Raw genomic sequence first — 25,423 nt, forward strand, 5'->3', positions numbered from 1 at the left:
CGAAAGGCTAGGGGCGGCGCCATCATGGTGCCGCCCTTTTCGCATGCGCGGCACATTTCTACCGAATACTTGTTTTGAAACACGAAAAGGACCGACCGTGGCCCAGTTCACCGATTACGTCATCAAGGACATTGCGCTCGCCGATTACGGCCGTGAAGAAATCCGCATCGCCGAAACCGAAATGCCGGGCCTGATGGCCACGCGCGAGGAATACGGCGCAGCGCAGCCGCTGAAGGGCGCGCGCATCGTGGGCTCGCTCCACATGACCATCCAGACCGCCGTGCTGATCGAAACGCTGGTCGCTCTTGGCGCAGAAGTCCGCTGGGCGACCTGCAACATTTTCTCGACGCAGGACCACGCCGCCGCCGCGATCGCCGCGCAGGACATCCCGGTCTTCGCCGTGAAGGGCGAGAGCCTCGCCGATTACTGGGACTATGTCGGCAAGATCTTCGACTGGTCGACCGAAGCCGACGAAGACCTCACCGCCAACCTCATTCTCGACGATGGCGGCGATGCCACCATGTTCGCCCTTTGGGGTGCGCGTATCGAGGCGGGCGAGGAAATGCCCGAGCCGCAGAATGCCGAAGAAATCGAGATGCAGCGCGCGCTCAAGGACTTCCTCAAGCGCAAGCCGGGTTACCTCACCAAGTCGGTGAAGAACATCAAGGGCGTCTCGGAAGAGACCACCACCGGCGTTCACCGCCTCTACCACCTCGCCAAGGCCGGCAAGCTGCCGTTCCCGGCGATCAACGTGAACGATAGCGTCACCAAGTCGAAGTTCGACAACCTCTACGGCTGCCGCGAATCGCTGGTCGACGCGATCCGCCGCGCAACCGACGTCATGCTTTCGGGCAAGGTCGCCTGCGTCGCCGGCTTCGGGGATGTCGGCAAGGGTTCGGCCCAGTCGCTCCGCAATGGCGGCGCGCGCGTGCTCGTGACCGAGATCGACCCGATCTGCGCGCTACAGGCCGCCATGGACGGCTTCGAGGTCGTGACCATGGAAGACGCCGTGAAGCGCGCCGACATCTTCGTCACCACCACGGGCAATGAAGACGTCATCACTGCCGAGCATATGAAGGCGATGAAGCCGATGGCGATCGTCTGCAACATCGGCCACTTCGACAGCGAGATTCAGATTTCGGCGCTCGACAATTACGAATGGACCGAACTCAAGCCGGGCACCGACCTGGTGAAGTTCCCCGATGGCAAGGAGATCATCGTGCTGGCCAAGGGCCGCCTGGTGAACCTCGCCTGCGCCACCGGTCACCCGAGCTTCGTGATGAGCTGTTCCTTCACCAACCAGGTGCTGGCGCAGATCGAGCTGTGGAAGAACACCGACGATTACGAGAACGACGTCTACGTCCTGCCGAAGAAGCTCGACGAAAAGGTGGCCGCGCTCCACCTCGACAAGCTCGGCGTCAAGCTGACCAAGCTCAGCAAGGACCAGGCGGACTATATCGGCGTTCCCGTCGAGGGCCCGTACAAGCCGGAACACTACCGTTATTGACCCTTACGTGTCCCCGCTCGCTCGGGGACACAGCCATCCAGGCGCAACGCCATTTCGAACCCCCGCCCCCGTGCGGGGGTTCATTGCGTCGAACACCCCATTGCATCGAAGCAGTTAGCCTAATAGCTGGCAGGTAATGGAAACCTCGCCCGTATTCGTTTCTCTCATAACCGTCCTCATCGCGCTGTGGACGGGCGGGGCGGCGTATTTGATGTTCAAGGCGAGCCGCCAGACGCAGCGGGCGGCGGCACATCGCAAGGTCGCGCGGCGCCTGTCGCGCATGGTCGAGGAAGGTCCCGCGATCCCGCTGCTCGTCCGCGTCGACGGCCGGATCGAGGCGCCCGATCGATTTGCGAGGTGGATCGGGCTCGACAGGGTACCCGAATATCTCACCGAACTGGCTGGGCAGGACGGACTGGGGCTGTCCGAAGACCAGGTCGACCGGCTTTCTGCCCATGTCCGTCGCACCCAGAAAAGCGCCAAGCCTTTCAAGATGGCGCTGCGCCCTCCGGGCTCGGGCAAGACCCTCGCGCTGCGCGGCGCGCTGGCGGACCCGTCCGTCTCGCCCGGCGGCGCTGCGCTGATCTGGGTCTTCGACTTCACCGAAACCGAAGACGAACTGGCGAGGCTGGGCGAGGAGGCCGCGCGCGCCAAGGACGATTTCGGCGCACTGGTGGGCCTGATCGAGGCGGCCCCCATGCCGATGTGGTTCCGTGGTGCCGACATGCATCTGCGCCTCGTCAACAAGGCCTATGTCGAAGCAGTCGGCGCGAAGAGTGCTGACCAGGTGGTGGCCGACCAGATCGAACTGGTCGAACAGGTCGGCGGACGCAGCGCTGCCGAGGTTGCCCAGCAGGCTTCCGACCGTCGCCAACCGATCGAGCGTATCCTGACCGCGACTATTAACAATGCCCGCCGCACGGTGCGCGTGACGGACCTGCCGCTGGTTGGCGAGGGGATCGCCGGTTACGCGGTCGATATCGAGGAAATGGAAGAACAGGCGCGCGAATTCCGCGCCTTCCGCGAAGCGCAGCGCTCGATGCTCGACCAGCTGTCGATCGGTGTCGCCCAGTTCGACGGCCAGCAGCGCATGACATTCGCGAACCAGCCGTTCCACCGCGTTTTCTCGCTGCCGCCCGGCGTGGTGAGCGAGCGGATCCGCTTCGACCAGATGCTGATGATCGCGCGCGAGAACGGTCGCATCCCCGAGGTCCGCGACTTTCCCACCTGGCGCAAGGAACTGGGCGAATGGTTCCAGATCGACGAGCCGCGCGAATTCGACTGGCCGCTGCCCGATAGTACCCACCTGCGCGTGGTCGCACAGCCGCTTCCGGATGGCGGGTTGGTGCTCATCGCGGAGGATCGCACCGAACAGTTGGCACTTTCGGCGACCCGCGACACTCTGCTGCGGACAAGAACCGCGACCTTCGACAGCCTGTTCGAAGCACTCGCCGTCTTCGCCCCTGACGGGCATCTCGAGCTGTGGAATCGCGGCTTCCCGCTCGCCTGGGGCCTCGAAGGCGAGGTTGTTGACCAGCATCCGCAGGCCGAAAAATTGCTCGAAGCGATTGCGCCGCAGCTGGCCGATCCGAAGCTGGTTGCAGAGATCGGCCAGACTATCCGCTCCGCCACGCTCGACCGTAAGAGCCGCGATGGCCGGGTGGAACTCGCTGACGGTCGCACGTTGACCTATGCCGGGGTTCCGCTGCCCGATGGCAATGGCCTGCTTACCGTGCTCGACGTCACCGCCTCGCAGCAGGCGGAAGAGGCACTGCGCGAACGCAACCGTGCGCTGGAAGAGGCGGACGCGGTGATGACGCGCTTCCTCGCCAACATGAGCTACGAATTCCGCACGCCGCTCACCTCCATCGGCGGCTTCGCCGAACTGCTCTCGCAAGGCGTGGCGGGCGATCTCAGCCCGCAGGCAAAGGAATATGTGCAGGCGATCACCATGTCGGTGGGCAAGCTGACCGAGCAGGTCGAGAATGTGCTCGACCTCTCACAGTCCGAAGCGGGATTGATGCCGCTGCGCAAGACCAAGCTCGAACTAATGCCCTTCATCGAGCAGATCGTGCGCAAGCGCGAACAGGCGATCGTCAATGCGGGCCTGACGCTCGATCTCAACGGTAATGCGACCCGCACGATAGAGGCCGATCGCCAGCAGTTGCAGCGTGCCATCGGGCAATTGCTCGACAACGCCATTACCCATACGCCGCGTGGCGGACGCATCCTTATCGATACCGCCAAGCGGCGCGGCCTCGTGCGCATTGCGATATCGGACAACGGCAGCGGCATGAGTCAGCACGAACTGGCGCGCGCTCTGGAAGGCATAAGGATGAGCCGGGACGGAAAGGGTATCGAGCGGCGGCAGGGCCTTGGCATCCCGCTCGCGCGGCAGCTCGTCGAGGCGCATGGCGGCACGCTGGAATTCCAGACGCGCAAGAACGCCGGGACGACGGCGACGATCTCGTTGCCGTGATCGAGGCATTGCCGGACCTTGCGGCCATGGAGGCCTTCGGCGCGCGGATCGCGGCGCGGCTCGAACCTGGCGACGTGGTGGCGCTTTCTGGCGGCCTCGGTGCAGGCAAGACCACGCTCGCCCGAGCCATTATTGCAGCGCTTGGACACACGGGCGAAGTTCCGTCACCGACCTTCACCATCGTCGAGACCTACGACCACCTTCGCGTGCCGCTGGTCCATGCCGATTTCTATCGGCTCGAGGATCCATCCGAGGCCGAAGAGATCGGGCTCGACGATTATCGCGAGGGGGCGGCGCTGCTCGCCGAGTGGCCCGACCATGCCGGCGGGTTCGAGCATGAGCCGAGCTGCCTTGCGATCACGCTGGAAATAGTGGGAGAGGGCAGGCAAGCCATTGTGAAGCCGGGCGATGCTTGGCAAAGCCGCTTGCCATGAACGCGCTTCCCGACGGCATCCACCAGTTCCTCGGCGACACCGAATGGGAAGGGGCCGAAATCGCCCCGCTCGTCGGCGATGCCAGCTTCCGCCGCTATTTCCGCCTGAAGATGGGCGGGAAGAGCGCCATGCTGATGCATGCACCACCGCCGCACGAAGATCCGAAGCCCTTTCTCCACGTCGCCCATTGGCTCGAACAGGAGGGCATGCGCGGGCCTGCGATCCTCGCGGAAGATGCCGCAAATGGCTGGGTGCTGACCGAGGATTTCGGCGATACGCGCATGAAGGAGTGGATCGACGACCATCCCGGCGAAGAGCGCGATATCTACGCGCAATCCATCGATGCACTGGTCCGTCTGCACCGATTGCCGCCCGGTCCCTTCGATCCCTACGACATGGCGGTCTACCGGCGCGAGGTGGACCTTTTCACCGAATGGTATTGCCCCGCCGCCGGGCTTTCCGTCGATCAAGCCGGGTGGGCCGCGGCGTGGGAAGAAGCGCTTGCCCCCATGCTTCCGCGTCAGCAGCCCGGCGTCACCGTCCTGCGCGATTACCACGCGGAGAACATCATGCTGCTCGAACCCGGCAAGCTGGCGGGCGAGCAGGGGCTGATCGATTTCCAGGACGCGCTGGTTGGCCACCCTGCCTATGACATCGTCAGCCTGCTGCAAGATGCGCGCCGCGACGTTTCCGAACAGCTCGAACACGACATGCTGTGCCGCTATCGCGCCGCCGCCGATCCGGGCGAGCATTTCGAGGCCGATTACGCGCGCCTCGGGGCACAGCGGAATGCCAAGATCGTCGGCATCTTCACCCGGCTTTACAAGCGTGACGGCAAGCCGCGCTATCTCTCCATGATCCCGCGCGTCTGGAAGGCGATGGAACGCGATCTGGCCCATGAAGCGATGGCGCCCGTGGCCGCCTGGTTCGAAGCCAATATCCCGCAGGCGCTGCGCGATGCCCATGGCGGAGAGATTTTGTGACCAGGCTCGTCTCCGATACCGCTATGCTGATGGCCGCGGGACTGGGCAAGCGCATGCGCCCGCTAACCGCAACCATGCCCAAGCCGATGGTGCGCGTGGCGGGCAAGCCGCTGATCGACCGCGCGCTCGACCGGCTCGAGAGCGCTGGCATCGAACAGGCGGTGGTCAATGTCCACTACCTCGCCGAATCCATCGAAGCGCATATCGGCAAGCGCGCTGCGCCCAAGGTGACCTTCTCGGACGAGCGGGCTGAGCTGCTCGAGACCGGTGGGGGCATGATGAAGGCGAAGGGTGCCGGCCTGCTCCCCGATCCTTTCTTCGCCTGTAATGCCGACAGCATCTGGCTTGACGGACCGCGCAATGCCTTTGCGGACCTTTCGGCGGCGTGGGATCCGGAGCGGATGGATGCGCTTCTGCTGGTCGTGACCCACGCCCGCGCGCGCAATTTCGACGGGACGGGCGATTTCTACATGGACGGGGCGGGGCGGCTGAGCCGCAAGAAACCCGATCGGATCGCGCCCTTCATCTACACCGGCATCCAGCTGGTCTCGCACCACCTGCTGCGCGAGGCGCCGGAAGGAAAATTTTCGACCAATGTGCTGTGGGACCGCGCGATCGAGGAAGACCGCCTGTTCGGCGTGGCCTTCACAGGCATGTGGTACGAAGTGGGCACGCCTGCGCATATCAAGCCGACCGAGGAGGCGTTGACGGGTGGCTGACGGGCGCGAAGGGCCCCAAGTCTATTCCATCGCCGCGCACCGGGGCTTTGCCGATGCGCTCGTTGCCGGGCTGGTCCCGCGATATGGCGACGATGAACTTGGGCTCGCCCGGCTGACGCTGCTCCTGCCCAGCTCGCGTGCCCGCCGTACAGTCTCAGAGGCCTTCATCCGGCACGCAGGTGAGAGCGGGCGCGCCGGCCTGCTGATGCCGCGCATGGCGGTGGTGGGGGATCTCGATCTCGATGAGGCTTTGGGGCCTCTGCTCGATCCCTTGGGGACAAGCGACATCCCGCCAGCCGTCGATCCGCCGCGCCGACTGTTTGCGCTGGCAAGCCTGATCACGGAGGAGATGGGCGACGAGGCCTCCAAGGGGGCGACTCTTTTGCGCCTCGCCCGCGAAACCGGGGCGACGATGGACCGTCTGCTGGTCGAGGATATCGGGCCCGAGCAACTGGTCGACGAGAAGGTGGTGGACGTCTTCCCGAACCTCTCCGCCCACTGGCAGAATTCCATCCGGCTGTTCGCCAATGTGCAGGCAAAATGGCTCGCATGGCTCGGTTCGCAAGGCATGCTCGATGCGGCTGCGCGGCGAAACCGGCTGTTCGATGCGGCGCGCACGGCGTGGAAGGCCGAACCGCCCGCTACGCCGATCGTCGCGGCGGGCGTCACCAGTGCATCTCCGGCGCTGGCGAAGTTGCTGCGCGTTGTGAGCGAGCTGCCGCAAGGCGCTGTAATCCTGCCCGACTTCGACCTCACCATGGATGCTGCTGTGTGGGAGGAGCTAGGCCGCGCCGGTGCTGCGCCCGCGCCCGGTGACACGGCTTTCGCCCGCGACGATGCGGTGACCCATCCGCAATATCACCTCAAGTTGCTGCTCAACCGCATGGGGGTGGGGCGAGAGGAAGTGCAGCCTTGGCACCGCAAGGGCATGACCGCCGCGCCGCCCGAGCGCAGCCACGCGATTTCGGCGCTCTTCCTGCCTCCCGAGGCAAGCCGGGTTTGGGTGGATTTGCCTGCGGAGAAGCGCCGCCTGTCGGGCGTGCGGATCATGCAGGCTGCAAACCCCGAGGAAGAGACCCAAGCGATCTCTCTGCTGGTCCGTGAGGCACTGGCCGAGCCGGAAAAGCGCGTGGTTGTGGTGACGCCCGATCGTCCTCTCGCCCGCCGCGTGGTGCATCATTTGGCACGCTGGAACATCATCGCCGATGACTCTGCTGGTCGCCCGCTGTCGCAGACACCGGCTGGCAGGGCATTCCTGCTCGCCGCCGAGGTCATGTCGGAGGGCGCGCGGGCGGTTCCGCTGATGGCGCTGCTCGGCCACCCGCTGGTCGATGGCGGAATGGAACGTGGGCGCTGGCTGCGACGGTTGCGGCGGCTGGAGCGGGCGCTGCGCGGGCCGAGGCTTGCTCCCGGCCTCGAACCGGCTCGGGCGGAGATTGGCAGGCTCGCCGAGACTCACCCGGACATGGCGGAATGGTGGGCGATTGCCGAGGTGCACTTGCTCCCGCTGGTGGAGATTGACCGCGACAGCCCCGCAAGCCTCGCCGAACTGATTGATACCCTCGCCGCCTGTGCCGAAGGTTTGTGCGGCGAGAAGCTGTGGGCGCAGGAAGACGGGCGCACGCTCGCCGCTTTCGTCGAGGAGTTCCGCCTCCACGCCCGCGAGGCCGGTTTCGCTGTGGCACCGCGCGATATCGCGATCGCGCTTGCCGATGCCATGGAGGAACGCGCGGTGCGCCCGCCCTATGGCGGCCATGCGCGCGTGCAGGTGCTCGGCCTGCTAGAAGCGCGGATGAACCGGGCGGATCTCGTGATCTGTGCGGGCCTCAACGAGGGCATCTGGCCCCCACGCGGAAGCGTCGATGCGCTGCTCGCCCCGCCGGTGCTGCGGGCGCTCGGCGTTCCGGGCGGGGATTTCCGCATCGGCCTATCCGCGCACGACCTTGCCGGTGCGATGGGCGCTCCGGAAGTCGTGCTCAGCCGGAGCGAGAGAGATGAGGGCGGCCCGGCCATCCCCAGCCGGTTCCTGCTGCGGGTGCAGGCGCTCTTGAGCGATACGAGGAAGGAAAGCGATCTGTCGGATCGGCACCGGGAAGCTGGCGCTATCAATCTCGCCCGCGCCATGACACGCGCCGAGCCTGCGCCCGACTATCCGCGCCCGATGCCCAAGCCCAGCGCCGACCAGCGCGATGTCGACATTTCCGCCACCGCGCTCGACCGGCTGCTGGGCGATCCCTACCAGTTCTTCGCGCAGAAGATCATGGGCCTGTCCGACCTCGACGCGCTCGATGCGGAACCCAATCCACTGTGGCAGGGCAATGTCGCGCACACCATCCTCGAGCGCTGGCATCTCACCCGCAAGACCGACCCCGAAGCCCGCATTGTGCCGATCATGGAAGCGGTGCTGGAGGAAGAGAATGCCGATACCTACACCCGCGGCCTGTGGGTTCCGCGGCTGGAGCAGGCGCTGCTCTGGATCGAGGAGACGGTCACCGCCTACGACGGGCGTGAGGTGCTGGCGGTGGAGGCCAAAGGGTCGATGCATTTCGACGACGTCCTCGTCCACGGCCGCGCCGACCGGATCGACCGGCTGGAGGACGGCACGCTCGCCATCGTCGACTACAAGACGGGCAAGCCGCCGAGCAAGGCGATGGTCGAGGAAGGCTACGCGCTGCAGCTCGGCATCCTTGGACTTATCGCAGAGGACGGCGGCTTCACCAGGTTGAGCGGCCAGCCCGGTGGGTATGAATACTGGTCGCTGGGCCGGGCGAAGGAGGATAATCCGCATGGCTTCGGCTATGTCGAGGTGCCGCTCAAGCTGAGCGACCGTCAGAAGGGCCTGTTGCCGGAGGACTTCCTCCCGAAAACCCGCGAAAAACTGGGCGAGGCGATCGGCAAATACATCAAGGGCGACGCTCCGTTTACCGCGCGCGAGAACCCGGATTATCCGGCCTATGACACCTACGACCAGCTGATGCGGCTGGAGGAATGGCTCCCGCGTCAGGCCGACGAGGGGGATGCCTCGTGAGCGGCAAGGTCTATCCGCTCAAGGACGCGCAGGCGGACAGTGTCGATCCGCTGAAAAGCGTGTGGCTCTCCGCCAGCGCGGGGACGGGCAAGACGCAGGTGCTTTCCGCCCGCGTGCTGCGCCTGCTGCTCCAGCCGGGCGCCGATCCCTCGCAAATCCTCTGCCTCACCTTCACCAAGGCGGGCGCCGCCGAGATGGCGGTGCGGGTGAATTCGGTGCTCGCGCGGTGGGTGCGGATGGATGCAGGCCAGCTGGCACAAGAGCTCGGCTATCTGGGCGCGCCGATCGACCCCGCCACGCAAGACCGCGCCCGATCGCTCTTCGCCCGCGTGCTCGACTGCCCCGGCGGCGGGCTACGGATCGATACAATCCACGCCTTCGCGCAATACTTGCTCGCCGCCTTCCCGAGCGAGGCGGGCGTGCTGCCCGGCAGCCAGCCGATGGAAGACCGCGACCGCGACCTGCTGAGCCGCGATGTGCTGTCCGAGCTGCTCGCCGAGGGCGATCCGCACATACGCGAGGCCGTGGCCGAGATGAGTCGCCGCAAGGGGCCCGATGCCGTGCTCGGCTGGCTGATGCGCTGCGCCCGCCACAAGGAGCTGTGGGAGCAGCCCGGCTGGCAGCATGACCTTCGCGATCCGGTGCGCCGCCTGCTGGGTATCCCGGTCGATGCCGACGAAGGCTGGGTGGCAGAAGGCTGTTCGGATGCGAATTTCCCCGTCGATGTGCTGCGCGGAGCGCTACAGGCCATGGATGGCTGGAAGGCGCAGGGCGCAGACAAGGTCCGCGAGTTCGTCCCTGCGTGGCTCGGGGCCTCACCCGAGCAGCGTTTGGAGCGGTTGGACGGATTCTTCGACACGTTGTTGAAGAAGGACGGCGATCCGCGCATCATGAAGGGCGCGGAGAAAAACGATCCTGACTTCGCAAACAAGCAGGCGATTATCGCCGAGGCCGTCCGCGCCGTTGCAGAACGCGCTGCCTTGCTCGGTCTCGCCGCATTCCTTGCTCCGCAACTCGAAGCGGGCCGCGCCTTTGCCGAGCGTTGGGAAGAGGCCAAGGCGCGCGAGGGACTGGTCGATTTCGACGATTTGATCCACCGCGCAGCGCGGCTGCTTTCCTCCAGCCAGATGGCAGACTGGATCCGCTACAAGCTCGACCGTAGCTTCGACCATATCCTTGTCGACGAGGCGCAGGATACGAACCAGGCCCAATGGGCCATCGTGAAAGCGCTGACCAACGAATATTTCGATGGATACGGCGCGCATGGCGACGCGATCCGGACGATCTTCACGGTTGGCGACTACAAGCAGGCGATCTTCGGCTTCCAGGGCACCAGCCCCGAGAATTTTCGCGAGGCCCGCGACTATTTCCGCGACCGTATGGAAGCGGCTGCCCGCGCCGCAGAGCAGGCGCGCGAGAATATGCAGGCCCGGCGCCTGCAAGAATACGATCTCGAACGCAGCTACCGCACCAACCAGACTGTGCTCTCCTTCGTGGATGAAGCGATCCGCGCCATCGGGCATGAAGGTCTGGGCCTCGACAAGAGTGATGGCGAGCATAGGGGCGAAAACGCGCCCGGTCTCGTCACGCTGTGGAAGGACGTGCGCATCCTCGATGGTGAGGACGACGAGGGCGAACAGGAAAACGGCTGGCTCGCGCGCCATGACCGGCTGATGGCCGACAAGATCGCGCGGCAGGTCGCCGAATGGCTAGATCCCAAAGGCGACGGCTTCACGCTGGTGAAGGGCGAAACCCGCCGCGCGCAGGCGGGCGACGTTATGGTGTTGGTGCAGAAGCGCCGCGAACTTGCCTCGCTCATCGTCGCGCGGCTCTATGCCCACGGCGTCCCGGTGGCGGGCGTCGACCGGCTCAGGCTCGGCAACCCGCTGGCGGTGAAAGACCTGATGGCGGCAATCCGCTTTGCCGCGCAGCCGCTCGACGATCTGACGCTGGCCAACCTGCTCGTCTCTCCCCTGATCGGGTGGAGCCAGGAAGACCTTCTCGTGTTCGGCTATCGCGACAAGGGCGTGCGTCTTTGGGAGCACTTGCGCATCTCCGACGAGCCGCGCGTGGCGCATATCGTCGACGCGCTGCGCGAAATCCTGCGCCGCGCCGATTACGACAGCCCGCAGCAGCTGCTCCACTGGATGCTGGTCGGCCCGATGGATGGGCGGCGCAGGCTGGTCGCACGGCTGGGTCGCGAGGCCAACGATCCGATCGATGAACTGCTCAATGTCGCCAACGCCTTCGCCTCGAGCCATGTGGCCAGCCTGCAAGGCTTCATCCGCTGGTTCGATGCAGGCGATGGCGAACTGAAGCGCGAGGCGGGCGAGGGCGGCGACCAGGTCCGCGTGATGACCGTGCATGGCTCCAAGGGCCTGCAAGCACCGATTGTCATTCTTGCCGATGCGGCGATCCGCCCCGATTCCTCGGGGGATCTATCGCTCGAAGAAACCCCGCTTGGGGCAGAGCAGAGCAATGTCGTGCCTCTACCCGCGCTGACCAAGGACGAGAAAGTCGGTCCGCTGCGCGCTGTGGAGGAGGAAAACGCGGCTCGCTCGATGCAGGAGCATTGGCGGCTGCTCTATGTCGCCATGACCCGCGCCGAGGAAGCCCTGTTCGTAGGAGGGTCGCTCGGCCCGCGCGATGCGAAGAACGGGCCGCACGAAGACAGCTGGTACGCCCGTCTCAAGGAACTGTTCGATGACGGGGAGGGGCTGGAAGATCCCATTTGGGGTGCACGTTGGGAGGTCGGCGAACGCGCGGCAGTCGTACCTTTCGAGGGCAGGGCGGAACTTGCGGCGCCGGTCGACCTACCGAATTGGGCGAAGCAGCCGGTCGGCCCCGAACCGCGTCCGCCGCGCCCGCTCGCGCCTTCGGGGCTGGGCGAGGTCGAAGGGAGCGACCCGCCACTGCCGCCCGAAGTCGCGGCCGGTGCCGCCCGGCGGGGTGTCCTGATCCACGCGCTGCTCGAACGCCTGCCCCAAGTCGCTCCCGCGGAGCGCGAGGCGAAGGCTACGGCGTGGCTCGCCAAACAGGCCAGCGATCTCGGCGACGCAGAGCGCGGCGAAATGCTCGCCCGCGCGATCACGGTCCTATCCGAGCCTGGATTTGCCGAGATATTCGGTCCCTCTGCGCTGGCGGAGATCCCCTTGGCCGCGACGGTGGAAGGCCAGGTCGTCATGGGCACGGCAGACCGGCTGCTGGTCACGCCCGACAAGGTAACCGTGGTCGACTTCAAGACCGCTCGCCGTCCGCCCACATCGCTCGACGGCATACCGGAAAGCACGATGCGCCAGATGGCGGCCTATGTCGCAGCGTTGCAGGTCATCTACCCCGGTCGCGCGGTAGAGGCGGCGGTGCTCTATACCCAGACACCGCAACTGATCGCCTTGCCCGCCGAGCGCCTCGCTGCCTACAAGGCCGCGTTTGCGGATCGGCAGGAAAGCTTTGCCCTGCCGCCCGTTGAGTAATTGCCCCCAGCGCCCATATGGAGCGCCAAGAAACACGCATTCAGGAGTATTCCCATGGCCACCATCAACGTCACCGACGAAGGCTTCCAGAAAGACGTTCTCGACAGCGACAAGCCCGTGCTCGTGGATTTCTGGGCCGATTGGTGCGGGCCGTGCAAGATGATCGCACCGGCGCTTGAGGAGCTGTCCGAAGAGCTGGCCGACAAGGTGACGATTGCCAAGATGGACATCATGGAAAACACCGGCGTTCCGGGATCGATGGGCGTCCAGTCGATCCCCTACCTCGTGCTCTTCAAGAACGGCGAGCCGGCTGCGCACATGCGCGGTGCGGCGCCCAAGGGCCAGCTCAAGCAATGGCTCGAAGGCGCGCTCTGACCCCTTTCCGGCCATAGTCCCGCCGCAATCTTGTTTTGCGGCGCAACATTGCTAAAGGCGTGACACGATGAAGCGCACGCACCTGCCCCTGAACGCCCTGCGCGTATACGATGCCGCGGCACGCCACCTCAGCTTTACCCGCGCGGCGGACGAGCTGGCGGTGACGCCGGCGGCAGTCGGTCAGCAGATCCGTGCGCTGGAGGACCACCTCGGCACCGTGCTGTTCCGCCGGACCAGCAAGGGGCTGGAGCTGACGCAGGAAGGCGCGGCAGGGCTCGATGCGCTGCGCGAAGGCTTCCTCAAGTTCGAGGAAAGCGTGTCCGCCATGCAGGCGGGTCAGGCTTCGGACAGCTATACGATCGCCTGCCCGCGCGAATTCTACGCGCAGTGGCTCGCCCCGCGGCTGGCGGAATTCTCGAAAGAGAACCCCGAGATCAAGTTCGCCTTCGTGGCGGACGAGAATGCCGATTTCACCGAGGCGAACCTCGACTGCGCCATCCGGCTGGTCGACGGGCCGGGCGATTTGCAGGGCGTCGAACTGGCCGCCGCGCGCCGCGTGACGGTGGGCGCACCCGGTGCGCCCGACCGGTGGATCGACTGGGGCCTGCCGCTGCAGGACGGCGTGCAGGCGCATGTCACCGTCAGCAATGCCGGACAGGCGCTGTCGGGCGCGATGGCGGGGCTGGGCAAGGCGATCCTGCCCGAACTGCTCGCCAAGGAAGCGATCGAGGCGGGCCGTCTCGAGGTGCTCGACGGGCCGGAGCAGGGCACGCGCGCCTACTGGCTTGTCGCCCCCACGCCGCAATGGCGGACCAAGAAGGTCAAAGCGCTCGTCGCCTTTCTCGCCGGTTAGTCTTTTGCCGATGCGCGACGTCGCCACTCTCCACACCGACCGTTTCACCCTGCGCCCGCTACAGCGCAGCGATGCGCACGCGCTCTTTCCCACGCTTTCGGACGCGCAGCAGTGCCTCTACCTCACGCGGCCTGCATTCGCCGATGTCGAGGAATTGTGGGGCTGGCTCGCCGAGCCGGGCTGGAACGGCCGGACCTGGATCGCCGAGGACGCGGCAGGTGCGGTCGCCGCCCGCTTCGTCGCGGTGCCGGGGCACGAGGACGGAGTCGAGGAAATCGGCTACATCACCTGCATGCACCGGCAGGGCGAGGGCGTGGCGAGCGAATGCACCGCGGCGCTGATCGACCACCTGCTGGTGACCGGCACCCGCAAGCTCACCGCCGAGGTGGATGCGGACAACACCCCCTCGATCCGCCTGCTCGAACGGCTCGGCTTCACCCGCGAGGCGTTCTTCCGCGAACACGAGACCACCCATGCGGGCCTGCGCGACGTGATGATCTATGGCCTGCTGGCGAACGACTGGCCCGCGCGCGGCTAGATCGTTACCAGCTTCAGTTTCAGCGCCTTCACCGTGGCGCCCACCCGGTCGCTGACGCCGAGCTTGGCGTAGATCCGCTTCACATAGGTGGAGACCGTTTCGGACGAGATCTCCAGCAGCTGCGCGATCACGCTGTTCGACTTGCCCTGCGCGATCAGTGCCAGCACCTCCACCTCGCGCTGGGATAGCGCCACATCGCCTTCCTCGATCGCGACGAGCTGGCACACGCGGTCATGCGCGGTGCGCGCCACCAGGGTCAGCGACACGATCTGTTCTTCTTCCGGCGTGTGATCCTCGGGAAAGCCGAAAGCGGCATAGGCGTCGCGATTATCGGGGCCGAACAGCGGGACGCCGAAGCCGTTGGTGATGCCGTATTCGCGCAGGGCCGCAACGAAGCGGCGGATTTCCTCGGTCTGCTCCACCCGTTCGAGCGCCTCGCTCCAGGAGATCACATGGCCCGCCCGCATTACCGCATCGGGGATCGGATCGGTTTGGCGGAATTCGGCGCTTTCGTAGAGGTCGAGCCACTCGACCGAGAAGCCGCGCGCCATCACCTGCGTTTCCCGCGAGACCTGCGAGCCGAAAATGGGAGTGAAATGGTAGCTGAACTTGTCGGCGCCATATTCGTCCACCGCGCGCCGCACATTTTGCCACAGAGTGGTGACGCAGGGGCTGGTGGCGATGTCTGTCAGGACCTGGTTCATGGCATACTCTAATACCACAAAACCAAAGACCGGACTTGTCCCCGATCGTCAAGTCACTTCGGCGAAAGCCCTGAACACATCCGCCATGCCCGGCGGGTCGCATTCCTCGCGCAGCGCGGCGATGGCGCGCTCGATATCGAGCTCGAACACCATCACCCCGTCCTCCAGCCGCTCGTATTCGGCGCCGAGCGACTTGGCGAAGTCCCGCGCGCTGCGGTTCTCGGCGAGGATATTGACGGCGAACTCCGCCAGCCCCTCGGTCCGCGCATGGTGGAGGATGGTGGCGGTCAGCAGCTTGCCGAGGCCCAGTCCGTGATATTCGTCGAGCACCCCGACCGAGAATTCCGCGCAATCCTCGTCCTCGGGATCGCGGAAGGCGTGCACCGCCCCGATCGCGGGCGTATCCTCGCGCGAGGCATCGACCGCGCCCCAGGCGATATGGTCATGCCCGTCGACATCGGTCAGCCGCTCGATCACCCAGTCGGGCGGGGTCCGCGCGCCGGAGAAGAAGCGCAGGTAGCGCGACTGCGCACTCATCTGCGCGATCCCCAGCCGCATCCGCTCCCCGTCATCCTCGCGGATCGTGCGGATGCAGACGGGATGCCCGTTCTCGAGCCGCGTGTGGATGGTGATGTCCTGGGGCCGCTTCATGAGTAGCCACATACCACATCTGCGCGTGGGTAAAGGGGGCGGTGAAAGAAGGCGGAGCCCCGCTCGCGCCGCTATTCCTCTTCCTCGTCGAATTCCTCGACAATCCCCGCCTCGGCCAGCACTTCCTCGCGGATGCGTTCGTAGACCGGATGCCCGGGCACGATGAGGCGCACGTCCTCGCGGTATCGGCTGCGATAGGCGAGCATGAAGCAGAGCAGCGAATTGGCGCGCGGGTTGGACATCCCCTCGGCAATCGCCCGCTCGGCGGCACAGTCCTCCAGCCGCCAGAGCCCGTATTCCGCCGCCTCGTCCCAGGCCTCCGCAAACCCCTCCGCCCCGGGGAGCTTCCGCAGCTTGTAGAGCGCCTCCATGCTCTTCCCGATGGAGCGCGCCGCCTGCACGACGATCCCGGTGGCCGCGAGCGTGGAGACGAACTGCCGCTGGAGGTCGGGCGTGATCGAATTGCGGCGGGGCTGTTTGTGGATGTAGGGCGCAAACGCGAGGAGGGGATCGTCGTCCTCGGGCTCGTCACCGATATAGGCAACGGCGGAGGTGGCCTGGCGGGCGATCTTGCGAGTGCTTTCGGTCATGGCCCACCGCAGGTTGCAAATTTCCGGCAAGTAGGAAAAGAATTTCGCGATACAAAGAGACCGGGGTCGCCTCAGAAACGAGGGGACAGAAATTGAAACTTCCGAATAAAGAGCAGAGCGAAGTTCTGAAGAACTTAGTTGCGGCAGCGGCGCTCATCGTTGGTGGCGGATGGACCCTTTACCAATGGAACACCATTTTTCCTAAGCAAGATGCCGACGTAAAGCAGGCTGCATCAACAGTTCGAACAGACGTTTCTGGGAGTTTCGAGTTGTCGACAGGGGGGATGGGCCTACTTGAAGTTTCTGATGAGGGCGAGAGTGGTGGCTCGAACGGGGTCGGAAATCTCTACTTCTATTGCTCAGAAAATCCGAGATCGCCACTAACAGCGAAGATCCCGTTCTTTGGGACGCTCAACCTGAAAAGTGCGAGCAAGATTCCAGTCATGGCTCGGATAGATACGATAGAAGTCTCAAAACTGGCTGTTACTAAAGTCCAGTTCTCTGCCCAAAGCGTGACTGATCCATCGGCCTCCGCCTTGCCGTCAACGGTTGTAGCGACACTTGACGACGATGACGTGTTTCTTGGCGGCCTTCGGGAGAATCGTGTCGAAGCTGGTCAAGAAATCAAGGCGGCGATGGCCTTCGAGACTACGATCCCCATTGGCTGTAGTCCCTTTACGAACATGCTGCTTGTACAAGCGAATATTTCACTGCGACCGATTGACCCGGTTAGCGGTGATATCGGCGATAGTGTGAACAAGGTGTTCGTGAGTAACTGCCAAATTGCGCACTATGGCGAGATCGAATGCAATGTCGACGGACCCGAGGCACTTGGTCAGTAGAGGCTTTGGACGCTTTTTACTTGCAGACGGCAGCAGCTACTCAGTCAGAATGATCTAGGCCAGTTGCAGTTCGATAAGGTGGTCTCACCGAGCCGCTCGCAAGCCAAGGAGCGTAGACGCGTTTCGTCCGGCGTTTGAAGGCGAAACAAGAGGATCGAGACTAGAAAACAGCCCTTGGCTGGAGATTGCTGGTAGCCGGCCAACGCAGGTGACAGGGAAAGACGAGGGGGGCATTCGCCGAAGGACACGCACTCTCAACGGGATAACCAACTCCAAATATTGACGAATTTTCCGTGGAGAGGTGAGGGATTCCGGTTGCAAATCTGACTGAGCAGAAGAATTGATCCTCGGCTTGCATCAGTTTTGAGGAATGAAATGAAAACGTGGGATGAAGACCTCTTTGACCGTCGCCCCCTTGCGAGGGATCTTATCTCCTATTGTGATTCGGTTGCCAAGAATGGGATGCTAATTGACGGTGATCGCTCGATCGTAGTTGCGGTTGATGCGGATTATGGAATCGGAAAGACATACTTCCTGCGTGGGCTCCAGTTGGAATTGGGAGGTAAGCAACCGGTCGCATACATCGATGCTTGGAGTAGCGATCTCTTGGATGATCCGCTGACTGCAATTGCTTCGGTACTCAGGAAATCGGTGGAGCCTCTGATCGCGCAAGACGATGACGTGAAAAAGCGGTGGGTCGAGTTTGCTTCGAAGACCGGCAAAGTTATGGCCATCGGTGGCAAGGGGTTGCTCAAAAGGGGAGCTCAATTGGCTATCACCGGCGGTGCTGTAGAAGGCATCTCCGAGGTTTGGACTGGCGCCTCCGAGGATGAACTTGAAGATGTCCGGGAAGAAATCGATAAAGCTGTCGAAGATGCAATCGACGATATGGATGAGGAGCTTAAAGCGCTGAAATCCAACAAGCTGGTCTCGACTAGGATTGCGGAGTTCGAAATTGGCGTTGCCGCGATCGAAGATATGAAGCGCTCATTGACAGCCCTAGTCTCTTCGTTAGGCAGCGAGAAAGAAGAAAGGGTCGTTTACATAATTGTCGATGAGTTGGACCGCTGCCGTCCATCCTACGCGATCAAATTTCTGGAAGAAATAAAGCATCTATTTGGTGTACCGGGTGTCGTGTTCATTTTAGGAGTTAACTCTGATCAATTGGGGAAAGCGGTTTCGGGCATTTATGGTGATCAGTTTGATGGTGAGGCGTACCTCAAGCGCTTCATAGACCGAAAAGTTGTTCTCCCCTTTCCGTCGTTGAATGCCTTAGTTTCGAAGCTTTATGGCGATTTGACGGGCACCGAGCGCCTAAAATTCCCAAAGATGAATGACAGCAGCAAGAAGCAGATGGGTCCTACCGATTATTTGGCAAATCTCCTCGAGTTTCATGAAATTTCGCCCAGGGAGACCTTCAAATTTTTTGACCTTCTGCAAACGTCCATGATCCTAATTGGGGATCAGGATATCGAGGCGATCTTTCTGACCGAGGTAATATGCGATCATTTGACTGGCCTTCATGACAAAGTTGGAAGATCTTGGTCGTTTGGGTACGGAAACGATTTCGGCCAGTTCAATTGGATCGAAGCTGACCCCGCAGTTGCTACCATCAAGAGCATTTACGGACTTGGCGAACGCGAGGCTCTGAAGCAGGCCGGACAATCCGAAGATCCTATGTATGAATATCTGTCATGGTTTCTCGGTGGTCCGAGAGTGCGATCCTCTCCGACCTCTTACCGAAAGCTAATGAACGACGTTGCTGCGATAGCTGCACAAGGCTGAGCCCCCCTTTCCCTTGACCAATCCCCCCTCCCGCACTAAGTGCGCGCCCATCCGGCGTAGGATTCGTCCAACGGGCTGATTTGACGCTGGCCAGATAGAGCTGAACATTGCCGGTCATGACCCGGGGGCCTGTCGCAGATGCGACGAGGCTCTTTTCTATTGCAGCGAACCTCATGGATCGCTCGGGGCAGCCGTCAAAGTAACCCGGTGGCCGTGTGGGCCGATGGGTGGAGCGTTTCAGGCTCGCTCGTACATGATCCTCCGCGCAGGCGGAGGTCTCAGGCCGCTGGCGCTTCGCCCGATAGCCTGAGGTTCCCGCCTCCGCGGGAAATCACGAAAAGAGCGAACCCGATACACCACCCGATCACCCGCTAGTCGCCGCCATCCAAACGGTGAAGAGAGAACTCATGCCGACTATTAACCAGCTGGTCCGCAAGGGCCGCGTTCCGCAGAAGGCCAAGAGCAAGGTCCCTGCGATGGAGCAGAACCCGCAGAAGCGCGGTGTCTGCACGCGTGTTTACACGACGACCCCGAAGAAGCCGAACTCGGCACTTCGTAAGGTTGCCAAGGTTCGCCTGACGAACCAGCGCGAAGTCATCTCCTACATTCCGGGCGAAGGCCACAACCTGCAGGAGCACAGCGTTGTGCTTATCCGCGGCGGCCGTGTTCGCGACCTTCCCGGCGTTCGCTACCACGTCCTTCGCGGCGTGCTCGATACGCAGGGCGTCAAGGATCGCAAGCAGTCGCGCTCGAAGTATGGCGCGAAGCGTCCGAAGTAATCTACGGGACTAGGAGATAATCAATGTCACGTCGTCGTCGTCCCGAGAAGCGGGAAATCCTGCCTGATCCCAAGTTCAATGATCAGGTCCTTTCGAAGTTCATGAACAACCTGATGTATGACGGCAAGAAGGCCGTTGCCGAAGGTATCGTCTACACCGCGCTCGACACTGTCGAAGCCAAGGCGAAGTCGAACCCGGTCGAGCTGTTCCACGCAGCGCTCGAAAACATCAAGCCGCAGGTCGAAGTGCGTAGCCGCCGTGTCGGTGGTGCGACGTACCAGGTTCCGGTTGAAGTGCGCCCCGAGCGTGCCCAGGCGCTGGCTATCCGCTGGCTGATCGGTGCGGCTCGCGGTCGTCCTGAAACGACCATGGCTGCACGCCTGTCGGGCGAGCTGATGGATGCTGCGAACAACCGCGGCAACGCCGTCAAGAAGCGCGAAGACACGCACCGCATGGCGGACGCGAACCGCGCCTTCAGCCACTACCGCTGGTAATTTTAACGGGGGGCTCGCCCCTCATGGAGACTTAACATGGCACGCGAATATCCGCTCGAGCGGTACCGCAATATCGGCATCATGGCTCACATCGATGCCGGCAAGACCACGACTACCGAACGTATCCTCTACTACACCGGCAAGTCCTACAAGATCGGCGAAGTCCACGACGGCGCTGCGACCATGGACTGGATGGAGCAGGAGCAGGAACGCGGCATCACGATCACCTCGGCTGCCACGACCACGTTTTGGACCGCTGAAGATCCGACCAAGGATCCGATGAGCTCGCCCGAAGAGATGCGCGAAGGCATGCCCAAGCACCGCATCAACATCATCGACACCCCCGGCCACGTCGACTTCACCATCGAAGTCGAACGCTCGCTCCGCGTCCTCGACGGTGCTGTTGCAGTTTTCGACGGCGTCGCCGGCGTTGAACCCCAGTCCGAAACCGTGTGGCGCCAGGCCGACAAGTACGGCGTCCCCAGGATGTGCTTCGTCAATAAATTGGACCGCACCGGTGCCGACTTCTATTACTGCGTCCAGTCGATCATCGACCGCCTCGGCGCGAACCCGCTGGTTCTCTATCTCCCGATCGGCGCGGAGAGCGATCTCCAGGGTGTTGTCGACCTCGTCAACAACCGCGGCATCGTGTGGCAGGCTGAAGACCTCGGCGCAAAGTACGAGTTCGTCGAAATCCCCGCCGACATGGCCGACAAGGCTGCCGAATACCGCGAGAAGCTGATCGAGACCGCCGTCGAACAGGACGACGATGTCATGGAAGCTTACCTCGAAGGTGAAGAGCCCGATGCGGCGACGCTCAAGCGTCTTATCCGCAAGGGCACTATGGCGCGCGACTTCGTTCCCGTGCTGTGCGGTTCGGCGTTCAAGAACAAGGGCGTCCAGCCCCTGCTCGACGCGGTTGTCGACTACATGCCGTCGCCGCTCGACGTTCCGGCCATCAAGGGCGTCCTGCCCGACAGCGACAAGGAAGACACCCGTCCGTCGTCGGACGAAGCCCCCTTCGCTGCGCTCGCGTTCAAGATCATGAACGACCCGTTCGTCGGCTCGCTCACCTTCACCCGTATCTATTCGGGTCACCTCACCAAGGGTTCGGTCCTGAACTCGGTGAAGGACAAGAAGGAAAAGATCGGCCGCATGCTGCTGATGCACTCGAACAACCGCGAGGACATCGATGAAGCATTCGCCGGCGACATCGTCGCTATCGCAGGTCTCAAGGAAACCACCACCGGCGACACGCTGTGTGCGTCCTCCGCTCCGATCATCCTCGAGCGTATGGAATTCCCCGAGCCGGTGATCGAGCTTTCAGTCGAACCGAAGACCAAGGCCGACCAGGAGAAGATGGGCGTCGCCCTCAACCGCCTGGCTGCCGAAGATCCGAGCTTCCGCGTCAGCACCGACCACGAGTCGGGCCAGACGATCATCAAGGGCATGGGCGAGCTTCACCTCGACATCCTCGTCGATCGCATGAAGCGTGAGTTCAAGGTCGAAGCAAATGTCGGCGCACCGCAGGTCGCTTATCGCGAATACCTCGGCAAGTCGGTGGACGTCGATTACACCCACAAGAAGCAGTCGGGTGGTTCCGGTCAGTTCGGCCGCGTGAAAGTCAAGGTCACCCCGGGTGAGCGCGGCCAGGGCTTCGTCTTCGAAGACAGCATCAAGGGCGGTAACATTCCGAAGGAATACATCCCGGCCATCGAAAAAGGCTTCCGCGAGCAGGCCGAAAGCGGCCACCTTGTCGGCTTCCCGATCATCGACTTTACTGTCGAACTTTACGACGGTGCTTACCATGACGTCGACTCGAGCGCGATTGCGTTCGAAATTGCTGGTCGTGGTGCAATGCGCGAAGTCGCCGAACGTTCGGGCATCAAGCTGCTCGAGCCGATCATGAAGGTTGAAGTCGTGACGCCCGAGGATTACCTCGGCGACGTCATTGGCGACTTGAACTCGCGTCGTGGCCAGATCCAGGGCACCGACACGCGCGGCAACGCACAGGCTGTCGAAGCCAACGTGCCGCTCGCGAACATGTTCGGCTACGTGAACGAGCTGCGTTCCTTCACCCAGGGACGTGCTCAGTACTCGATGCAGTTCAGCCACTACGACGAAGTTCCGGCGAACGTGGCACAGGAAGTCAAGGAGAAGCTTGCGTAAGGCAGCTTCACCGTCTAGGGGCGGCGCCTGATTCCGCGGGCGCCGTTTCCATCCCGCAGAAATTCACATTCAAGTTAGAGGTTATTGGAAAATGGCGAAGGAAAAGTTCGAGCGTAATAAGCCGCACGTCAACGTTGGCACCATCGGCCACGTCGACCACGGCAAGACCACGCTGACCGCAGCAATCACCAAGGTTCAGGGTTCGGCTGTCGATTTTGCAAACATCGACAAGGCTCCCGAAGAGCGTGAGCGCGGCATCACCATCTCGACCGCACACGTCGAGTATGAAACCGACGCACGTCACTATGCACACGTCGACTGCCCGGGTCACGCCGACTACGTGAAGAACATGATCACCGGTGCAGCCCAGATGGACGGCGCCATCCTGGTTGTGAACGCAGCTGACGGCCCGATGCCGCAGACCCGCGAGCACATCCTGCTTGCCCGTCAGGTCGGCGTTCCGGCCCTCGTGGTCTACATGAACAAGGTCGACCAGGTCGACGACGAGGAAATCCTCGAGCTCGTCGAACTGGAAGTTCGCGAACTGCTCAGCTCGTACGACTTCGACGGCGACAACATTCCGATCATCAAGGGCTCGGCTCTGGCCGCTCTTGAAGGTCGCGATCCGGAAATCGGCGAAAACTCCATCAAGGAACTGATGGAAGCCGTCGATACCTACATCCCGACCCCCGACCGTCCGGTCGACAAGGACTTCCTGATGCCGATCGAGGACGTGTTCTCGATCTCGGGTCGTGGTACGGTTGTCACCGGCCGTGTCGAGACCGGCGTCGTGAACGTTGGCGACGAAGTCGAAATCGTCGGCATCAAGGACACCACCAAGACGACCGTTACCGGCGTTGAAATGTTCCGCAAGCTGCTCGATCGCGGCGAAGCTGGCGACAACATCGGTGCCCTGATCCGCGGCGTCGGCCGTGACGAAGTCGAGCGTGGCCAGGTTCTGGCGAAGCCGGGTTCGGTTACGCCGCACACCGAGTTCAGCGCAGAAGTCTACGTCCTGTCGAAGGACGAAGGCGGCCGTCACACGCCGTTCTTCGCGAACTACCGTCCGCAGTTCTACTTCCGCACCACCGACGTCACCGGCGAAGTGATCCTTCCCGAAGGCACCGAGATGGTGATGCCGGGCGACAACGTGACGATCGACGTCAAGCTGATCGCTCCGATCGCCATGGACCAGGGTCTGCGCTTCGCAATCCGCGAAGGCGGCCGCACGGTCGGCTCGGGCGTTGTTGGCTCGATCAAGAAGTAAGCTCTCAGCTGAAACTTTCAGGGGCCCGTCCTCCCGTTAGTGGAGGGCGGGCCCTTCGCTTTAAGTGTGAGCGGAAAAACCGGCAGAAATGCACGGTTCGCCGCACCCGATGAATGCCGGTTCAGGCTGGCGGAAATCGGGGGTTGCCAGAAGGGGGTCTCCCCCGTATATGCGCGCCCACAGACGGGGATTCGTCCCCGGCACGAGAAATTCATGGAAGGTCGCCCGCTCCGGGAAACCGGGCTCACAAGTGGGGTCAGACCTTTCTTTTTGTTTGCGGGCCACCCGCTGGTCCGCTTGGCTCTTTCGCATCGGTGTAGGTAATGGAAGCACAGAATATCCGCATTCGCCTCAAGGCGTTCGACCATCGCGTTCTCGACCAGGCAACTGGAGAGATTGCAGACACCGCGCGTCGCACGGGTGCCCTTATTCGTGGTCCCATTCCCATGCCGACGCGTATCGAGAAGTTCACCGTGAACCGCGGCCCGCACATCGACAAGAAGTCGCGCGAGCAGTTCGAGGTGCGCACCTACAAGCGGTTGCTCGACATCGTGCAGCCCAACGCCCAGACCGTCGACGCCCTTATGAAGCTCGACCTCGCTGCTGGCGTGAACGTTGAAATCAAGCTCGCCTAAGCGCCTTTGATTTCGGTCCTCCTGCCGGACTGTAAACGGCAGGGAAGTTTCAGGGGCACTCGATAGCCCCGCCGGATCGCAGGATCTGGCAAGACATCGGGATACCGCCGGGCAATCGCCCGGGACTGCGTCCCCCGTCTGCTTCCTTCGGGAGGCAATCAGCCCGGACGGGGGCACGCATCGCACAATCGGGCTGGCATGCACCTTGGGGATGAGCTCCTTGGTGCCTCTGTTGAGGAGTTTGACGATGCGCACAGGCGTTATCGCAAAGAAAGTCGGGATGACCCGCCTCTTCCAGGAGGACGGACGGCACGTACCCGTGACCGTTCTTTCGCTGGAAGACTGCCAGGTCACCGCACATCGCACGGAAGACCGTGACGGCTATTATGGCGTCCAGGTCGGTTCGGGCGAAGCGAAGCAAAAGAATGTGAACAAGCCGCAGCGCGAAGCCTTTGCCAAGGCTGAAGTCGCGCTGAAGATGAAGGTCGGTGAATTCCGCGTGGACAGCGAAGAAGCCCTGCTTCCCGTTGGTGCCCGCATTTCGGCCGAACACTTCGTCGCAGGCCAGAAGGTCGACATTACCGGCCACACCCAGGGTAAGGGCTTTGCCGGCGCCATGAAGCGTTGGGGCTTCGGCGGTCTGCGCGCCACCCACGGTGTTTCGATCTCGCACCGCTCGCACGGTTCGACGGGTAACCGTCAGGACCCGGGTCGCGTGTTCAAGGGCAAGAAGATGGCTGGTCACATGGGTGACCGCCAGCGCACCCAGCAGAACCTCGAGATCGTGCGTACCGACGCCGATCGCGGCCTGCTCTTCGTCAAGGGTTCGGTCCCGGGCGCGAAGAACGGCTGGCTGATGGTTCGCGACGCTGTGAAGGTCGCCATGCCTGAGAACCTCCCGTTCCCGGGTGTGATGCGCCGCAACGAAGACGAGTTCAAATCGGAAACTGCCGATGCGGGCCTCATCGAGAGCGCAGCAGAACACGAAGTCGGCACCGAGGTCTCCGCTGAGCAGCAGGAAAAGCTGATGCAGCAGCAGGAATCGGGTGCGGACGCCGAAACCACCACCGACGGTGCGGCCGATGCTGCGACCGAAGGTGAAAGCAAGGAGTCCTGAT

Annotated in this window: 21 protein-coding genes; 18 read left to right on the forward strand and 3 right to left on the reverse strand. The window is 63.0% G+C overall.

Translation table 11 applies throughout. From position 1 onward, the window contains the following. Nucleotides 1–97 precede the first annotated feature (97 nt). From ahcY to K3146_RS02805, 10 genes are all read left to right on the forward strand, one after another. Nucleotides 98–1,507 carry an adenosylhomocysteinase gene (gene ahcY, locus K3146_RS02760; RefSeq protein ID WP_221544663.1) on the forward strand — a complete coding sequence of 470 codons (1,410 nt, stop codon included), beginning with the start codon at nt 98–100 and terminating at the stop codon, nt 1,505–1,507. A gap of 136 nt (nt 1,508–1,643) precedes the next feature. Next, on the forward strand, nt 1,644–3,986 hold the full coding sequence (locus K3146_RS02765; RefSeq protein WP_221544664.1) for a sensor histidine kinase: 2,343 nt from the start codon (nt 1,644–1,646) through the stop codon (nt 3,984–3,986). Then, the gene (gene tsaE, locus K3146_RS02770) at nt 3,983–4,420 is read left to right on the forward strand and encodes a tRNA (adenosine(37)-N6)-threonylcarbamoyltransferase complex ATPase subunit type 1 TsaE (RefSeq protein ID WP_221544665.1); all 438 of its coding nucleotides are present in this window, start codon (nt 3,983–3,985) and stop codon (nt 4,418–4,420) included. Before K3146_RS02765 ends, tsaE begins: the two co-directional genes overlap by 4 nt. Beyond that, nucleotides 4,417–5,403, forward strand: coding sequence for an aminoglycoside phosphotransferase family protein (locus tag K3146_RS02775; protein ID WP_221544666.1), 987 nt, complete (start codon nt 4,417–4,419; stop codon nt 5,401–5,403). Before tsaE ends, K3146_RS02775 begins: the two co-directional genes overlap by 4 nt. Continuing rightward, nucleotides 5,400–6,122, forward strand: a complete 723-nt coding sequence (locus K3146_RS02780) for a nucleotidyltransferase family protein (protein WP_221544667.1) — start codon at nt 5,400–5,402, stop codon at nt 6,120–6,122. Before K3146_RS02775 ends, K3146_RS02780 begins: the two co-directional genes overlap by 4 nt. Further along, nucleotides 6,115–9,150: a double-strand break repair protein AddB gene (gene addB / locus K3146_RS02785; RefSeq protein WP_221544668.1), complete on the forward strand. Its 3,036-nt coding sequence runs from the start codon at nt 6,115–6,117 to the stop codon at nt 9,148–9,150. The genes K3146_RS02780 and addB overlap by 8 nt, the downstream gene beginning before the upstream one ends. Continuing rightward, a complete protein-coding gene (gene addA / locus K3146_RS02790; protein WP_345723590.1) occupies nt 9,147–12,623 on the forward strand; it encodes a double-strand break repair helicase AddA in 3,477 nt (1,158 codons plus the stop codon). The genes addB and addA overlap by 4 nt, the downstream gene beginning before the upstream one ends. A gap of 54 nt (nt 12,624–12,677) precedes the next feature. After that, entirely contained in the window at nt 12,678–12,998 is a 321-nt protein-coding gene (trxA, locus tag K3146_RS02795) for a thioredoxin (protein WP_221544670.1), read from the forward strand. 67 nt (nt 12,999–13,065) lie between these two features. Then, the gene (locus K3146_RS02800; protein WP_221544671.1) at nt 13,066–13,851 is read left to right on the forward strand and encodes a LysR substrate-binding domain-containing protein; all 786 of its coding nucleotides are present in this window, start codon (nt 13,066–13,068) and stop codon (nt 13,849–13,851) included. A 10-nt stretch (nt 13,852–13,861) separates the two neighbouring features. Beyond that, nucleotides 13,862–14,389 carry a GNAT family N-acetyltransferase gene (locus K3146_RS02805; RefSeq protein ID WP_221545204.1) on the forward strand — a complete coding sequence of 176 codons (528 nt, stop codon included), beginning with the start codon at nt 13,862–13,864 and terminating at the stop codon, nt 14,387–14,389. Here the strand turns inward: K3146_RS02805 and K3146_RS02810 are convergent. From K3146_RS02810 to K3146_RS02820, 3 genes are all read right to left on the reverse strand, one after another. Next, nucleotides 14,386–15,093, reverse strand: a complete 708-nt coding sequence (locus K3146_RS02810; RefSeq protein ID WP_221544672.1) for a helix-turn-helix transcriptional regulator — start codon at nt 15,091–15,093, stop codon at nt 14,386–14,388. The two genes, K3146_RS02805 and K3146_RS02810, sit on opposite strands and share 4 nt — an antisense overlap. Before the next feature lie 48 nt (nt 15,094–15,141). Next, nucleotides 15,142–15,744 carry a GNAT family N-acetyltransferase gene (locus tag K3146_RS02815; protein ID WP_247710990.1) on the reverse strand — a complete coding sequence of 201 codons (603 nt, stop codon included), beginning with the start codon at nt 15,742–15,744 and terminating at the stop codon, nt 15,142–15,144. A 71-nt stretch (nt 15,745–15,815) separates the two neighbouring features. Continuing rightward, complete coding sequence (locus tag K3146_RS02820; RefSeq protein WP_221544673.1) at nt 15,816–16,334, reverse strand: hypothetical protein; 519 nt, start codon at nt 16,332–16,334, stop codon at nt 15,816–15,818. 92 nt (nt 16,335–16,426) lie between these two features. Here K3146_RS02820 and K3146_RS02825 point away from each other — a divergent pair, with 92 nt between their 5' ends. The 8 genes from K3146_RS02825 to rplC all read left to right on the forward strand — a co-directional run bounded on the left by K3146_RS02825 (nt 16,427) and on the right by rplC (nt 25,422). Further along, nucleotides 16,427–17,176: a hypothetical protein gene (locus K3146_RS02825; RefSeq protein WP_221544674.1), complete on the forward strand. Its 750-nt coding sequence runs from the start codon at nt 16,427–16,429 to the stop codon at nt 17,174–17,176. Between the two features lie 375 nt (nt 17,177–17,551). Further along, nucleotides 17,552–18,961: a KAP family P-loop NTPase fold protein gene (locus tag K3146_RS02830; RefSeq protein WP_221544675.1), complete on the forward strand. Its 1,410-nt coding sequence runs from the start codon at nt 17,552–17,554 to the stop codon at nt 18,959–18,961. 407 nt (nt 18,962–19,368) lie between these two features. Beyond that, the gene (gene rpsL / locus K3146_RS02835) at nt 19,369–19,740 is read left to right on the forward strand and encodes a 30S ribosomal protein S12 (RefSeq protein WP_006831873.1); all 372 of its coding nucleotides are present in this window, start codon (nt 19,369–19,371) and stop codon (nt 19,738–19,740) included. Nucleotides 19,741–19,763: 23 nt separating this feature from the next. Further along, nucleotides 19,764–20,234 (forward strand): 30S ribosomal protein S7, encoded by a 471-nt coding sequence (gene rpsG, locus K3146_RS02840; RefSeq protein ID WP_221544676.1) that lies wholly within the window; start codon nt 19,764–19,766, stop codon nt 20,232–20,234. A 36-nt stretch (nt 20,235–20,270) separates the two neighbouring features. Further along, nucleotides 20,271–22,403: an elongation factor G gene (fusA, locus tag K3146_RS02845; RefSeq protein WP_221544677.1), complete on the forward strand. Its 2,133-nt coding sequence runs from the start codon at nt 20,271–20,273 to the stop codon at nt 22,401–22,403. A gap of 91 nt (nt 22,404–22,494) precedes the next feature. Then, nucleotides 22,495–23,670 (forward strand): elongation factor Tu, encoded by a 1,176-nt coding sequence (tuf, locus tag K3146_RS02850; RefSeq protein WP_221544678.1) that lies wholly within the window; start codon nt 22,495–22,497, stop codon nt 23,668–23,670. Nucleotides 23,671–23,993: 323 nt separating this feature from the next. Then, nucleotides 23,994–24,305, forward strand: a complete 312-nt coding sequence (gene rpsJ, locus K3146_RS02855; protein WP_006831877.1) for a 30S ribosomal protein S10 — start codon at nt 23,994–23,996, stop codon at nt 24,303–24,305. Between the two features lie 247 nt (nt 24,306–24,552). Continuing rightward, nucleotides 24,553–25,422, forward strand: a complete 870-nt coding sequence (gene rplC / locus K3146_RS02860; RefSeq protein WP_221544679.1) for a 50S ribosomal protein L3 — start codon at nt 24,553–24,555, stop codon at nt 25,420–25,422. Nucleotide 25,423 lies beyond the last annotated feature (1 nt).

This window comes from Qipengyuania vesicularis, assembly GCF_019711415.1.
GTDB classification, from domain to species: Bacteria; Pseudomonadota; Alphaproteobacteria; order Sphingomonadales; family Sphingomonadaceae; genus Qipengyuania; species Qipengyuania vesicularis.

Coding starts and splice junctions, on each gene's coding strand:
- K3146_RS02765 (WP_221544664.1), top strand. CDS start 1,644: ATGGAAACCTCGCCCGTATTCGTTTCTCTCATAACCGTCCTCATCGCG.
- K3146_RS02775 (WP_221544666.1), top strand. CDS start 4,417: ATGAACGCGCTTCCCGACGGCATCCACCAGTTCCTCGGCGACACCGAA.
- trxA (WP_221544670.1), top strand. CDS start 12,678: ATGGCCACCATCAACGTCACCGACGAAGGCTTCCAGAAAGACGTTCTC.
- K3146_RS02800 (WP_221544671.1), top strand. CDS start 13,066: ATGAAGCGCACGCACCTGCCCCTGAACGCCCTGCGCGTATACGATGCC.
- K3146_RS02805 (WP_221545204.1), top strand. CDS start 13,862: ATGCGCGACGTCGCCACTCTCCACACCGACCGTTTCACCCTGCGCCCG.
- K3146_RS02810 (WP_221544672.1), bottom strand. CDS start 15,093: ATGAACCAGGTCCTGACAGACATCGCCACCAGCCCCTGCGTCACCACT.
- K3146_RS02815 (WP_247710990.1), bottom strand. CDS start 15,744: ATGAAGCGGCCCCAGGACATCACCATCCACACGCGGCTCGAGAACGGG.
- K3146_RS02820 (WP_221544673.1), bottom strand. CDS start 16,334: ATGACCGAAAGCACTCGCAAGATCGCCCGCCAGGCCACCTCCGCCGTT.
- K3146_RS02830 (WP_221544675.1), top strand. CDS start 17,552: ATGAAAACGTGGGATGAAGACCTCTTTGACCGTCGCCCCCTTGCGAGG.
- rpsL (WP_006831873.1), top strand. CDS start 19,369: ATGCCGACTATTAACCAGCTGGTCCGCAAGGGCCGCGTTCCGCAGAAG.
- rpsG (WP_221544676.1), top strand. CDS start 19,764: ATGTCACGTCGTCGTCGTCCCGAGAAGCGGGAAATCCTGCCTGATCCC.
- fusA (WP_221544677.1), top strand. CDS start 20,271: ATGGCACGCGAATATCCGCTCGAGCGGTACCGCAATATCGGCATCATG.
- tuf (WP_221544678.1), top strand. CDS start 22,495: ATGGCGAAGGAAAAGTTCGAGCGTAATAAGCCGCACGTCAACGTTGGC.
- rpsJ (WP_006831877.1), top strand. CDS start 23,994: ATGGAAGCACAGAATATCCGCATTCGCCTCAAGGCGTTCGACCATCGC.
- rplC (WP_221544679.1), top strand. CDS start 24,553: ATGCGCACAGGCGTTATCGCAAAGAAAGTCGGGATGACCCGCCTCTTC.